Below are 13514 nucleotides of genomic sequence, written 5' to 3'. Positions count from 1 at the left end.
GGGCTAACGGCCTAGCTGTCCTCTCCATCGATGTCGGGTTCGAGTACGAACAAGCGCAGTTCGCGATCGGTAACTGCGTCGTACTGAATCCACAGCGGGTACCAGGCCACCGCGGTCTGCCATCTCGCTTCCCGCTCAGCACCGGCGAGGAGTCGAGCCCTCACCGGCGTTCTCTTGCCCCGGTACACGATCTCGGCTTTAGGGTTGGCGAGGAGGTTGGTGGTCCAGGCCGGGTGGTGGTCGCGGGCGAAGTTGCTGCCCACGACTAGGAAGCGGCCCTCTTCGAGCGGGACCGCGCCGAGCGGGGTTTCTCGGGTCTCACCGGTCTTGGCCCCCGTTGTATAGAGCATGAGCATGGGCTGGGCGGCGGAATCGAGCAGGGTGCGGCCCCGGGTGATGCGGTTGATTGCTCGATGAACTCGCGGGACCACCAGGGGGCCCAGAGTGCGGAATGGCCGCGAGAGCACCACGCGAGCGGGCATACGGAAACCCTTTGGGGGAGTGGGCGCGGCGCTGGGTTCGGGCACGGGGAGAGCTTTACCGATTTGGCGGTCGGAAAGGAGGCCACCTGTGTGCCAAGCGGCCAGGCTGTCGGCGAACGTCTCTTCGATATCGCGGAACTGAACCCCATATTCGGCGAGGTCGCTGTCTTCTGACCCCTCCCACTGGGTGAGCACGCTCATGCTGAATCTGTTCATGGCTGGGTTGATGGGCACTACCCGCCGTATCGAATCGGCCAGGCGGCCTATCCCTCGGAGTGCCGACGGGGGCAAGGGCATCATGGGGAACCTTCGACCGGTGAGGTTGCGGTAGATGGTGGCGAAGAGATCCATGTCGACCAGATGGCCGCCGCACATGATCCGACGGGGCCCATGGCCTCGTTCGAGCAGGGCCACTATGAGCGAGGCCATGTCGCGGACATCGGAAATGGCCACCGCGGCCCTGCGAGTGGGAAGGATCCCGGTAGCGGTAAAGCGAGCCATGTCTTCACTGGCCTCGCCGAAGGCTGAACCGGCCGGAGGGCCGATCACCGCGCTGGGGTACACGATCGCGATGGGGGCACCATCAGCCTGAAGCTTCCGGGCCACCATCTCCGCGTCGGCCTTGGCCTGGCCGTAGGTGAATCCCGCTGACGAAGGCGGGTGGTCGACAGTGAGAGATCCGGCTCCTGGGTCGAACAGGGCCGCCACGCTGGAAACGTGGATGATCGGGTCGAGGTCGAGGGCGTGAGCCTGATGAAGCACAAGTCGGGCCCCGGCGATGCTGTTTTCGATCCCCTGGGCGTTGCCACGGGCGTCGAGCGATACGACCGCAGCGCAGTGGATGGCCGCATCAGCGCCCTCAAGTGCTGCCTCTACAGCATCAGGATCGGTCATATCGCCCACGACGTGGTCGATAACGGGCAGGTCAAAGGCAACGCGGAGCTCGTCAAGCTTCTGGGGCGACCTAACCAGGGCACAGACTTCGTGGCCCGCGGCAATGGCCCGGGCCGCGGTGTGACCGCCGATGAACCCAGTTGCCCCCGTCATCATCACCCGCACAAATGACCACCCTAGTGTCGACCTTTGCGCTTCCAGCCACTATGTCTGTTGGGGGCCACGGTGGGTAGCCTTCTCGAAGCTTGGCGTTACGGGAGGAACTGATGGCTGATCGATCAGGACAGGTGTGGGAAGAGCTGGTAGCCCTGATGGGGGAAATCGAAGGCGATTGGTGGCGCGAGGCAAGGGGAATGCCGACCGCCAATGACCGGGCCGAGGCTCGGATCTTTGCCCTCAATAGTTTGCAGCACGCTCTGGAGTTCTGGTCGCAGGCTGATCCGGCTCGGCCGTGGTTCTATCGGTGGTTCTCGCCGACCAAGAAACTGCTGGGGGACAACCCCGACGCCATCTACTACGGCAGCGTGATCGATCCCGATCGCGACTATGTGGTCCGGGGCAACCTCGCCGGGGCGGTATACACCTCTTTCACGGTGGAGCAGGGAACCGCCGGGGGTGCGATGTCAGCCAAGCTGGGAGCCACGCTCAACGACGATGAAATCGAGATCAACTCTGACGGAAGCTACGAATTGCAGCTCAGCCAGAGCCCCCAGCCCGGCAACTGGCTGGCGCTCACTCCTGAGTCAGGCAGCATCACGACCCGGCACTATTTCGAGTGGAATCGCCCCGCCGCCACCGATCCGAATATGCACATTCCCTTGTCCATCGAGCCGACGGTCGATCCCGGACCGCCGGCCATCCCCGATGACGAGGCTTGCGCGCAAGGTCTCCAGCGAGTGATCACGTTTCTGCGCAGTGTGACCGTCGAATGGCCCGACGGGCCCCGAGAAGACATGCCGTCGTGGAGCTCTCCTGAGCCCAACCGGTTCACCAACCCTCCTCTCGACGAGGGCAATCGGACCATCGGCTATGCCGCGGCCGACAACGCTTACCGCTCCACCCGCTATCGACTGGGGCCTGACGAGGCGCTGGAGATTCGGGGCCGATTCCCGGATTGCCGTTTCGCCAACGTGGTGCTCAACAACCGCTTCATCCAGACGCCGCCCTACCGAGACCGCCGAGTCTCGCTCAACCGACGCCAAACGGTGCTTGAGCCAGATGGCTCTTTCCGCATGATCCTGGCTCATCGCGACCCCGGCGTCCCCAACTGGCTGGACACCGCCGGCGCTCCCACGGGCACCCTGTTCTGGCGCTACCTGCTTCCCACCGAACAGCCCAGCCAGCTGGAGACGCAAGTGATACCTGTCGACGACGTATGACCACCGTCGCAGCTGGCGTGCGCGACTGGGCCGGCAGATTCACAGATCACGCCCGAGCAAGCTGAAACACTGACCGGTGGGGCCGGCCAGGGTTGAGCGGGTAGCGAGGAATGCCACGTAATCGGCGACCTCGATCGGGTCCTTTACAAGATCGCCGCCGAGGGCCGGCTCCAGCTCGTGCAGGCGCTCCATCGGTAATCCGACCGTCCAGCTCAACAGCTCGGTGGCCACCGCGCCGGGGACGATCTCGTTGACCGTGATTCCCAGGGGCCGGAGTTCTTTCGCCAGTACGCGAACGTACATTGACACCGCGGCCTTGGCTGAGCAGTACGCGGCGGCTCCTGGGGAGGGTGAATGCCCTTGACCGGAGCCGATCATGATGATGTGCCCTCCGTCGCCAGCGGCAAGCAGCTCTAGTGCGGAGTCGCAGCAGTAGTGCACCCCATGCACGTTGACGCCGAAGCAGCGGTCCCAGTCTTCGTCGTCGAGCTCTCCGACCGGCGTGAGCGGCTGCATCGCGCCGGCATTGTTCACGAGGATGTCGAGCCGTCCGAAGACCTCTTCGGTTCGGCTGAAGAGACGGCGGACTTCGGAGCGAGAGGTCACGTTCGTCACAACCACCTCGGCTGTCCCTCCAGCGGTCTCAATCCCAGCCGCCACCTCCTCGAGTTCATCGGCAGAGCGAGCGGCAAGCACTACTGAGGCGCCTTCTTGGGCCAAGCGCTCAGCACATGCCCGTCCGATGCCGCGCCCCGCACCGGTCACGACTGCGACCCTCCCATTGAGTGGCTTGGTCGACATTTGGTGCAGCCTTTCGATCAGGTTCGGTATCGCCAGGCGATGTGCGAAGAGCGTCGGGCGATTTGGGTTTGTCTGTCCACCGCGGGCAGGTCGAGCTGGCTGAGGGAAACAACCTGGGCGTCCACGACTGGAGTTTCGGGTGGGTGCCACCAGCGGAAGGTGCAAAGCACCGAGTCTCGCCCCTCGGTGTCAAGCCAGTTGGGGCCGCCGGGGTCGGTGCCAGCGATGACGATGGGGCCGGGTTCGATCAGCGCGTGGTTGAGGCAGGTGAGCCGGTTGGTGAAGTCCAGGGCCTCATACCATGGCCGGTTGTATAGCTGGACGTCCCACATTTTGGCACCCCGATGGTCGACCTCGACCACGAGGGCCTGGTCAGGATCCAGGGCCACCCCGGCATGGCTGTAGATCAGGGTCTTCACGCCGCGGCCCATCCCGGCGGGAGGAAGAAACGTGTTGGCGGGCTGATCGCCCAGCATTCGCTCCTGGTACCCGTTCCAAAACGCGAAGGAGTGCTCAATCTCGCCGAGGGCAATACCGAGGATGGCAGCGGCATCGATCTCCGGCTTGGGCTCGCCAACGGTATCGAGACGCTCGATCACGAACGTGGCTGGCTCGGCCGGCTGCCAATCGAAGTAGTAGTCACGGATATGCACGAACGATGCCTCGGGATCGAGCGGAAGCCAGGTCCTCGATTCGTTTTCGGGGGCCTCGCCGCCTAAGAGGATGTCGATGTCATCACCGGGGCCCATCCCGAGGCTCGATCCGGTCACCTCGAGGCCCACTCCCGCTCCACCGCTTTGCGTGGCGCCGAGCTTGATCTGGAGCACGAATTCCTCACAGGCGCCCATGTGCCCAGAGATCCGGTACACCCCGTCGCCGTCGATCGCGGTTCGGCGGGCCACCTGGTCGGCGTTGGGCCCGCCCCATTGGTAGACGGGATCGCTGCTCCGGAAGAAGGCCGGGTGGCGGGGGTCGTTGTGGCCGATCGCATAGGTCAGCCAACAGGCCACCTGATTGGCCAGGTGCCGCTGTCCTTCATCGTCGAGGCCCTCGCCGAGAACCCGTATCCGATCACAGAACTCGCCCCATGTAGTCATAGACGACCTGCAAAATAGACCACCGCCACGCTTGTTACGACTTTCCGGGTAGCGGTAATTCCGCCGAAAGGCACGAATTCTCTGTGGAAGTGTTGGAGAGTGAGTGTTCTTCCCGAGGTAGTCGTCGGCCCCCGGTTGGTATTGCGTCGATGGCGCGTCAGAGATATGGAGATTCTGCGGGATGCCATCCAGGAGAGCATCGACCATCTCCGGCCATGGATGTCATGGATCGAGTTCGAGCCGCTGAGCGATCGCGAACGAGAAGCACTCATCCGCACCTGGGGAAAGGACTGGATTGCCGGAGAAGAGGTCGTGTTTGGGGCGTTTTTCGGGGATCAAGTTGTGGGCGGTTGCGGCTTTCACCGCCGCGCTGGCCCAAACACCCTCGAAATCGGCTATTGGGTGCATGTTGATCATCTGCGAAAGGGCTACGCCACCGAGATGGCCCGCATCCTCACCTCCGCAGCGTTTACCGTTCCTGGCATCGAGCGGGTGGAAATCCACCACGACAAGGCCAACACCCGAAGCGGGGCGATTCCTGAAGCCCTCGGCTTCAATCTCGACGGAGAATCACAAGTCAAACCCCATGCCCCAGCCACAATCGGCATCGACGTCGCCTGGTCAATGAGCAAGAGAAGGTGGCAGTCCATCAACACCACTCTTGATGGCTGATTTATTGCAGTCTTGAGGCAATACTATAACTTAGCTAAGCTAAGTCCATGACGGCTCACATTGTGAACACTCATGAGGCAAAGTCTCGGCTGTCTGAGCTCATTCGAGAAGCCGAGGGGGGTGCAGAGGTAATTGTGGCGCGCAATGGCCATCCGGTTGCCAGGATTGTTCCATGGCGTCCTGCCCATTCTGCGCGGACCCCTGGTGCCTGGGCCGGGCAGGTCGAATACGGCGATGATGTTGTCGGCTCCGACGAGGAGGTTGTGGCGATATTTGATGAGTCTGCCGAGGCCGATCTCCTGTGAGGATCCTCCTCGACAGCCATGTGGCGCTGTGGTGGCTTGATGACCACGTCTCGCTTGGGGTTGAGTGCCGCAGGCAAATTGAGCAGGCCGATGAGGCATTCTTCTCGGTGGTCACTCCATGGGAGCTGGGGATCAAGCGAGCGCTTGGCAAGTTGACCATGCCCGATGGTCTTGTCAATGCGCTCAATTCTGGAGGATTCATCCCGCTGTACATCTCGGTCGAACACGCTGAGCACGCACCAACGCTGCCTAATCACCATCGTGATCCCTTCGACCGAATGCTGGTTGCCCAGGCACAGCTGGAGACATTGGCCTTGGCGACTGCCGACGAAATTTTTGAGGCCTATGACGTCGAGTTGATTGACGCCCGAAGCTGATCAGCATTCGCAATTTGGGCGCAGATCAAGTAGAGCCATATGCCTGACGCTACTCAGCTAGGGGAGGCCACCAGTATGCGAATAGAACCGCTCACTGCGGCAATTGGGGCTGAGCTTTCGGGTATCAATCTCGGGGAACTCGACCCTGAGACCGGTGAGGAGCTTCGGGCGGCGCTGCTTGAGTACAAGGTGGTGGGCATCCGGAATCAGTTTCTCGATGACGCTGGCCATGTTCGGCTGGCTGAGTCGCTCGGCGAGCCGTGGATTCACCCGATGGATCGCCTGGCCGGCGTCGATTCGGCCGAGCCGTCAGAGTTGCGGGTCAAGAGCGACCACCAGCTTCTGACCGACCGGTGGCATCTGGATGTGCTCTATGCCCCCAACCCGCCCGCCTTCGGCATATTGCGGGCCATCGATGTGCCGCCGGTGGGTGGCGACACCATGTGGGCCAATCTGGTGTTGGCCGCTTCGTGGCTGCCCGATGACTTGCGAGGGCAGTTACAGGGCCGCTTCACAGTGCACAGCGTGCCTGACACGTTGGTCAATCTGAAGCAGACGTTGTTCCCAGACTTCGACCCGCAGATCTGGCGGGACAACCTCCAAGGGGTGCGCCAGCCCCTGCTCCGCCGCCACCCCGAGACAGGGGAGGAGGCGGTCTTTTGCGTTGGGGACGCCTCCGTTGACGGGCTCGATGACGATGCCAGCCGTAGCCTCATGGCCGCCGTCACTGAACACGCCACCAATCCCAGCGTGACGTGCCGCTGGCGCTGGCGCAACGGCGACGTGGTGATCTGGGACGAGCGGTGTACCGCTCACTTCGCGGTGCGCGATCCGTGGGAAGGCGATCGCGTGCTGCGACGCTTGCTGGTTGAGGGCGATTGCCCAGTGGTGGCCACCTAGTTGCCGTACCGGTGAGCAGGAGCCCGAGTTCGGGCTGGTCCTGAGTAACGTTGCGCGGACAAGGCAAGGAGAACAGGGAAATGGCGACTGATCTGACCGGGGGTCTGAGCGAAGATCGGGAGTATGTGTTCGCGGAGCAGCCTGACGATCCGGAGATGCGGGAGTCGGTCAATATCTGGCTCTGGGACAAGGGCGACCAGGTGGGCATTCCCAGGATTGGAATCGAGGCGGTGGCCGACCAGTGGGACACCCACGAGGTGCAGGTGAACATCGCCAGCGGGGATGGCCGGGTATTCACTCGGTTTGGTGCAGGCAAAATCCACGATCCGATGAATTCCCAGGGCCGGCCTTCCATCCTGGGTGCTGGCCCGTTGTCATTCGAGATGATCGAGCCGTTTCGTCATTGGCGGATGCGCTTCGACGGTGTTGTCAACGGGTGGACATGTGACGAGCAGATCTCCGGAGGCCGACCTCAGGGCGAGCCTTTGGTACCGGTGCAGGCAGAAATAGACCTGTATTCCGCAGTGCCCCCGTGGGAGAACGGCGGGCTATTGGCCGAGGCCAAGCGGGTGCTCAAAGAGCAGGACGAGGGGGCGCTGATGGGGAACCCCAGGTTTGAGCAGTTGGCTCGGGCCCAAGGGACGTTGAAGATCGGCGATGAAGAGCACAGCATCGACGGCGGTGCGCTGCGGATCCGACGCCGGGGAGTGCGCCGCCTTGCCACCTTCTGGGGCCATGCTTGGCAGTCGGCGCTGTTCCCCAGTGGTCGGGCATTCGGCTACATCACCTATCCACCCCGGGAGGACGGTCTTCCCACCTACAACGAGGGCTTCGTATTCGAGGGTGACGGCGAGCTGACCCCGGCCTGGGTGGTCAAGGCCCCGTGGCTCAAACGGCTCAACCACCACGGTGACGACGTGTCCGTGGTGATCGAGACGGAGCACGGCACCGAGACGATCGAAGCTGAAACGGTCATGTCGGGATTTATGGTGATGGGCGGTGTCGGGCCAGGGACCGAGGGCTACCCAGTGCTCCAGCAGGCCATCACCCGATTTCGCTGGAACGGCGAAGTGGCCAACGGCATGACCGAGCGTTCTATGCCCGGCAACCTCATCGAAACATGAGCAACACGAGAAGCGCCCCGCCATCGGTTGCTTCCCGAATCGACGGCCTGATCGCCGAAGCCAAGGCCAAGACGGGACTGGAGGATTTCGGAGGGGACTCTTGGCGAGAGGGCCTGGAGGTGCTGGTCGGCTCCGCGCTGAAGGAGGCAATGTTCAACGACATGGGTGAGCTGGGATTTTACGGAACAGTTGTCCGAGCTCTCGTAAACCGGTTGAAGGTTGAGGACTGGTATCGCCGCCACCCCGAAATCGACGAACAGGAGGTGGTCATCGAATTCTTGGGGGTTGGTTTGCCTCGCACCGGCTCAACCGCGCTGTCGCACATGCTGGGGGAGGATCCCGCCTTCCGCAATTTGCGCACCTGGGAGGAGGGGAATCCCTGTCCACCGCCGGGCGTCGATCCCGAAGCGGACCAGGCCCGAATCGACGGTGCCCACAGCATTGTGGACTTGGGGCGACAGCACATGGCCGAGCGGCTTCGCTCGATGCTGCCTCAGTCACCCACCGGCCCCATGGAAGACCACGATCTCATGGCCCTGGAGTTCAAGGCCCAGTACTTCCTGACCATGGGCCACATACCTACCTACGCAGATTGGTTTACCCACTGCGACATGGAGCCGACCTATCGGTACGAGAAGCGGGTGCTGAAACTGCTCCAATGGAAGACCGACGAGAAGGTGTGGCGGCTGAAGAGCCCAACCCACACGCTGTTCCTGGACGCCTACACCAAAGTGTTTCCCGAGGCCAGGTTTGTGCAGACGCACCGGGATGTGTCAAAGGTTCTGCCATCGGTGTGTGACCTCTATTTCACGCTGCTCGAAGGCGGGAACCCGGAAATCGATCCGATTTATGTGGGTGAGATCAACCTTGAGCACTGGTCGATTGCCATGGATCGGATGCTGGTGTTTCGCCAAGACCCGGCCAACGACGCCAAGTTCTTCGACATTGGGTTTACCGAGTTCCAAGCCGATCCGATCCACCACATTGGCCGGTTCTACGACTGGCTGGGCGACGAGTTGACTCCGGCCACGGTGGAGCGGATGCTGGCCTGGAGGGCTGGCAATCCCAAGGACAAATACGGGCGTCACACTTACGACGGCGCCGAGTTCGGCATCACTGAGGTTGCTTTGTCCCAGCGCTTCCGGGCCTACCGAGGCCGCTTCGGACCACTGTTGGACTAGCACAATGGCAGCGAACAGCTTTGAGTGCCGCCGGCTGATTGAGCAGGCTGACTAGCACAACAAAGGGGAAATGGGAGCAACATGCCGGGACCAACGACACGGGTCTACCAGGGCAATTGGGTCATCTCGTCATTCGAGGTTGAGGCGTCAGTCAGAGGCCAACCCGGAGTGCTCGAATGCGCCGTTTTTGCGGTCACGTCCGAGATCGCTGACACGGAGGAAGAGGTCATGATCGCGGTAGCGCCCGATTCCGACGGCGACCTAGACGTGGATGCACTGTTCCGCAGCCTGCTGAATCAATGACTGATTCACTTGACGACCGGATTCGCCGGCTGCTGGACAGGGACGAGGTGCTGTTGGCGTCTCCGTGGCAGCTCTTTGACGACGTTAGGTCGGCGTCGGACCCGGCGTTCTACAGCGAGGCCATGGGGGCGTGGGTCATCACCAGTTACCAACTCCTGCACGACGTCCTTGTCGATCCCGCGACATGGTCGAACCGGTCTCCCACGGCCACCTATGAGTTTCGCAATCCTGTGGCCGAACACGCCGATGCCATCGAACAGGAACCGGAGATGGTTGAGGCAGTCCGCCGTTTTCGCAACCGCTCTCGGGGCCGAGTACTCAACACGGCTGATCCTCCCGAGCACGTGCGCCAGCGCAGGGCCCTGAACCGTGCCTTTCGGCCCGCGCGCCTTCGGGCGTTGGAGCCGGAGGTCAAGTCGGTGTCAGATTCGCTGGTTGCTGCTTTCGCCCGGCGCGGCCGGGCTGATCTGGTTCAGGAATACGCCGTGTTGTTGCCCATGGTGATGATCTCGCGGATGCTGGGGGTTTCCGAAGGAGAACTGGAGATGTTCAAGGGGTGGTCGGACGACTTCGCCATACCCATCGGACGAGCCCGACCTAGCCGCGACGAGGTGCGCAGCTACATCAAGTCTGAGTACGAGTTCGACGAGTACTTCTCGGACTTGGTCGAGCAGCGCCAAGCCGAGCCCCGCGATGATCTGATCTCCGATGTGGCCAACGCCGAGGTTGACGGCGAGCCGCTGACCTATGAAGAGCGCATGGGGGCGCTGCGGCAGTTCCTGCTGGCTGGCAACGAGACAACCACGACCTTGCTGGGCAACATTGGGCACCGCCTGGCCACCAACCACGGTTTGCGAGATCACTTGGCCTCAAACCGAGACCTGGTGCCGGCGTTCGTCGAAGAGGCGCTGCGCCATGAGGGACCGGTCACTGGCCTCTTCCGAGTTGCTACTCGGGATACCGAACTCGGAGGGATGCCAGTGGCCAAGGGTGAGTTCGCGTGGTTGGCGTTCGCGGCCGCCAATCGCGACCCGGAATTGTGTCCGATTCCGCACGAATTCAAGGTCGACCGCAGCCCGAACGACCACGTGGCCTTCGGATACGGCGAGCACTACTGCATAGGCCAGGGCTTGGCTCGCCTGGAAGGCAAGGTGGGCACAAATGCCATGTTGGACCTACCCAATTTGGCGCTCGCCGACGACCACAGCGACACCTTCATGGACAGCTACATCCTGCGAGGCCGCACCCAAGTGCTAGTTACCTTCGATCCCCTTCCGATAGTCGAAGGCGACGCGTGACGGCTTGATTCTGGCGATAATGGAGGATGTGGGGAGCCATGGTCTCTAGCGAGTACTCGGAACTGGGGGGCCTATGAAGTCCAAAGCCGAGCAGCGGGTGCTTTTGGTGTCCGGCGACTCCCATGCTGGGCCAACCCTGGAAGCTCTGCGGTCGTACTGTCCGGGGGCTTATCTGGGGGCTTTCGATGAATTCTCGACTAGCGCTCAAGTCGAGGAGATGCGCGCTGGGGTGCGAGAGAGCGGATCGTTATACCTCAACACCTCAGGGCACGATGACCCTGGGGCCCGCCTGGCCGACATGAACCGCGACGGCATCGCTGCTGAGGTGATATTCCACAACAGCTTCAACGGCGAGCCGATGCCGTTTCTGGATCTGGGATGGCCCGAATTCGACAATCCCGAACTGGCCGGCGTGGGATTCCAGATCTACAACCGCTGGCTGGCTGACTTTTGCGCGGCTGCGCCAGAGCGGCTCATCGGGTTGGCCCATATCCCGCTGTGGGACATCGACGCCGCCATCAAGGAGTTGCACTGGGCTGCCGACCACGGCTTGCGGGCGATCAACTTCCCCAGTGCCCGGCCGCAATGGATTCAGTACAACAACCCCCATTGGGATCCCTTCTGGGCCGCGGTGGAGGAGACTGGTCTGGTGCTGGCCACCCACGCCGGAGCGGCCACTGATCCGGCAGTACAAGAAGTGGCCGGAACTCCGCTGCTTTTGATCGAAGCCGGCGGGGCCTACAACCGCCGGGCGGTGGCCCGCATGATTCTGGGGGGAGTGTTCGAGCGGTTCCCCGGTCTCAGACTGGCCATGACCGAGCAGCCCGGGGTGTGGATCCCGGCTGCGCTCGTCGAGCTCGACACCGCGGCCTTGGCCCCGTTGCCTCTGGCCAACAGCGAGTTATCCAAGGCGCCAAGCGAGTACTTCAAATCCAATGTATTCGTGGGGGCCAGCTTCATCGCTCCGTTCGAGGTCGAAGCCGCGGTTGACGACTGGTGGTGGACGAACATCTTCTGGGGTCGCGACTACCCGCACCCCGAAGGTACTTGGCGCTATTCCGCTGATCCCGAAGAGACGCCGATGACCCACCTCTCGCTGCGCCACGCAATGGCCGGCATCCCCGAAGACAAGGTGCGGGCCATCGTCGGGGAGAACGCGGCCCGCGTCTACGGACTCGACGTGGTCTCGCTGCAATCGATCGCCGATGAGATTGGTCCTACCATCGAAGACATCACCGCTCCGCTTGACGACGTCCCTGCCCTGGACGGGCCTGAACGCAAGGGCTATGGCTACTTCGCTTTCAGAACCGTCGGCCCCTACGCGTAAGGACGGGCCGAAGATGAATGCTCGCAGCGACAACCGGGTAGCAATAGTTACTGGAGCTCGCCCCTGGGGAGTTGGCGGGGCGACGGCCCGAGCCCTTGCCCAACGGGGCTACGACATCGCGCTGGTGGATCTCCGTCAGGACTGGGGGGAGCAGAGCGCCGAGGCCATTTGTGAAGAGACCGGTCAACGAGCGATCTGGGTTGGGGCCGACGTTTCAGATCGCGACGACGTCGCTGAAATGGCCGATTCCGTACTCGGGGAATTCGGCCGCATTGATGCCCTGGTCAATAACGCCGCAATCGGCGGCGCCAGCAGCACCGAAAACTTCGAAGTTGAGGAATTCAACCGAACCATCGGTGTCAATCTGCTGGGGCCGATGCTCTGCACCCAGGCCGTCATCCCGGCGATGAAGGAGGCCGGCTACGGCCGAATTGTCAGCGTTGCCTCGACGGCCCCCTTCAACCCGCCGCCGGCTGACATGAGCCCGGTGTCGCTGTACAACGCCGCCAAGGGGGGCTTGATTGCCTGGACCAAGTCGGCGGCGGCCGAGCTGGCGCCCTACGGCATCGTCGTGAACGTTGTCGCCCTCGGTGGGATTTCCACCGGGGGCATGGGTAGTGAGAATCCGCCGACTCAGGAGCAGGATGAGCACATGTTGAACGTCGTGCACCGCGGACTGCTGCCGTGGGGTCGGCTATTGGGGGTTGACGAAGCGGCCGACGTCATCGCCTATGCCGCATCAGCCCCGAGCCACGCGATGTTGGGGGCAACCATTCACGCCAGCGGAGGGCGGGTGATGCCGCTCTGAGGGCGGCTAGGAGACTGTCCCGCAGCAAACGGAGAAAGGCAGATGATGGGCAATCCCGACAAGATCCGCCGGGTGGTCACCGGGCATGACGCCGACGACCGGTCGGTGATCGTCTTCAACGATGAGCACGACTACAAGCGCCGAGTGCAAATTTGGACCACAGAGGGTTCTCCGGCGGACAACTCTGGTGAGGTAGTCGATGCCGCACAGCGGGAGACTCGCCTGGAGGCCCCACCGCAGGGATCGATGTTCTGGTTGGTTGAACTCCCTCCGGTTCAGGAAATGGCACCGGGGGCAGCGGCAGAAACCGCCGAGCGGCTTGCCAAGGAAGGCGCTGTTGCCCATAGCGACCGGCGGCCCGGTATGCACACCACCAGAACGATCGACTACATGGTTGTCCTCGACGGCGAGGTCACCCTATTGCTGGACGAAGGGGAGGTGACCCTGCACAAGTACGACACGGTGGTCCAGCGGGGAACGGCGCACCACTGGGAGAACAGGGGCACCGAGCCGGCTCGGCTGGCCTTTGTCTTGCTTGACGCCCAGCCGCTGTCTTGAGCGATGTC

Annotated in this window: 15 protein-coding genes; 12 read left to right on the top strand and 3 right to left on the bottom strand. The window is 62.6% G+C overall.

Annotation, left to right across the window (positions count from 1 at the left end; all coding sequences use genetic code 11):
* Window positions 1-11: 11 nt before the first annotated feature.
* Window positions 12-1532 (bottom strand): nitroreductase family deazaflavin-dependent oxidoreductase, encoded by a 1521-nt coding sequence (locus tag ACOGXH_RS09250; RefSeq protein WP_419930352.1) that lies wholly within the window; start codon window positions 1530-1532, stop codon window positions 12-14.
* A gap of 110 nt (window positions 1533-1642) precedes the next feature.
* Between ACOGXH_RS09250 and ACOGXH_RS09245 the strand changes: the two genes are divergently transcribed.
* Window positions 1643-2755, top strand: coding sequence for a DUF1214 domain-containing protein (locus ACOGXH_RS09245; RefSeq protein ID WP_419928819.1), 1113 nt, complete (start codon window positions 1643-1645; stop codon window positions 2753-2755).
* Between the two features lie 39 nt (window positions 2756-2794).
* On the opposite strand, the gene ACOGXH_RS09240 is transcribed toward ACOGXH_RS09245, so the two are convergent.
* Together ACOGXH_RS09240 and ACOGXH_RS09235 are read right to left on the bottom strand one after the other, a co-directional pair.
* The gene (locus tag ACOGXH_RS09240) at window positions 2795-3556 is read right to left on the bottom strand and encodes an SDR family NAD(P)-dependent oxidoreductase (RefSeq protein WP_419928818.1); all 762 of its coding nucleotides are present in this window, start codon (window positions 3554-3556) and stop codon (window positions 2795-2797) included.
* A 17-nt stretch (window positions 3557-3573) separates the two neighbouring features.
* Window positions 3574-4653, bottom strand: coding sequence for a hypothetical protein (locus ACOGXH_RS09235; protein WP_419928817.1), 1080 nt, complete (start codon window positions 4651-4653; stop codon window positions 3574-3576).
* Window positions 4654-4752: 99 nt separating this feature from the next.
* On the opposite strand from ACOGXH_RS09235, the gene ACOGXH_RS09230 reads away from it, so the two are divergent.
* The 11 genes from ACOGXH_RS09230 (at window position 4753) to ACOGXH_RS09180 (ending at window position 13506) form a co-directional block, all read left to right on the top strand.
* Window positions 4753-5325 (top strand): GNAT family N-acetyltransferase, encoded by a 573-nt coding sequence (locus ACOGXH_RS09230; RefSeq protein ID WP_419928816.1) that lies wholly within the window; start codon window positions 4753-4755, stop codon window positions 5323-5325.
* Window positions 5326-5372: 47 nt separating this feature from the next.
* Window positions 5373-5630 (top strand): type II toxin-antitoxin system Phd/YefM family antitoxin, encoded by a 258-nt coding sequence (locus tag ACOGXH_RS09225; protein WP_419928815.1) that lies wholly within the window; start codon window positions 5373-5375, stop codon window positions 5628-5630.
* Window positions 5627-6007, top strand: coding sequence for a type II toxin-antitoxin system VapC family toxin (locus ACOGXH_RS09220; protein ID WP_419928814.1), 381 nt, complete (start codon window positions 5627-5629; stop codon window positions 6005-6007). The genes ACOGXH_RS09225 and ACOGXH_RS09220 overlap by 4 nt, the downstream gene beginning before the upstream one ends.
* Window positions 6008-6046: 39 nt before the next feature.
* Window positions 6047-6907, top strand: coding sequence for a TauD/TfdA dioxygenase family protein (locus ACOGXH_RS09215; protein WP_419928813.1), 861 nt, complete (start codon window positions 6047-6049; stop codon window positions 6905-6907).
* A gap of 80 nt (window positions 6908-6987) precedes the next feature.
* Complete coding sequence (locus tag ACOGXH_RS09210; RefSeq protein WP_419928812.1) at window positions 6988-8031, top strand: hypothetical protein; 1044 nt, start codon at window positions 6988-6990, stop codon at window positions 8029-8031.
* A complete protein-coding gene (locus ACOGXH_RS09205; protein ID WP_419928811.1) occupies window positions 8028-9212 on the top strand; it encodes a sulfotransferase family protein in 1185 nt (394 codons plus the stop codon). Before ACOGXH_RS09210 ends, ACOGXH_RS09205 begins: the two co-directional genes overlap by 4 nt.
* An 81-nt stretch (window positions 9213-9293) precedes the next feature.
* Entirely contained in the window at window positions 9294-9515 is a 222-nt protein-coding gene (locus tag ACOGXH_RS09200) for a hypothetical protein (protein ID WP_419928810.1), read from the top strand.
* Window positions 9512-10813: a cytochrome P450 gene (locus ACOGXH_RS09195; protein ID WP_419928809.1), complete on the top strand. Its 1302-nt coding sequence runs from the start codon at window positions 9512-9514 to the stop codon at window positions 10811-10813. The genes ACOGXH_RS09200 and ACOGXH_RS09195 overlap by 4 nt, the downstream gene beginning before the upstream one ends.
* Window positions 10814-10886: 73 nt before the next feature.
* Window positions 10887-12140, top strand: a complete 1254-nt coding sequence (locus ACOGXH_RS09190) for an amidohydrolase family protein (protein WP_419928808.1) — start codon at window positions 10887-10889, stop codon at window positions 12138-12140.
* A 13-nt stretch (window positions 12141-12153) separates the two neighbouring features.
* Window positions 12154-12948, top strand: a complete 795-nt coding sequence (locus ACOGXH_RS09185; protein WP_419928807.1) for an SDR family NAD(P)-dependent oxidoreductase — start codon at window positions 12154-12156, stop codon at window positions 12946-12948.
* A 42-nt stretch (window positions 12949-12990) separates the two neighbouring features.
* Entirely contained in the window at window positions 12991-13506 is a 516-nt protein-coding gene (locus ACOGXH_RS09180; protein WP_419928806.1) for a cupin domain-containing protein, read from the top strand.
* Window positions 13507-13514 lie beyond the last annotated feature (8 nt).

This window comes from Candidatus Poriferisocius sp., assembly GCF_965208355.1.
Classification (GTDB): domain Bacteria; phylum Actinomycetota; class Acidimicrobiia; order Acidimicrobiales; family Bin134; genus Poriferisocius.
Note: the sequence above shows the minus strand (reverse complement) of the source record. Positions and strands in the feature narration are given on the sequence as shown.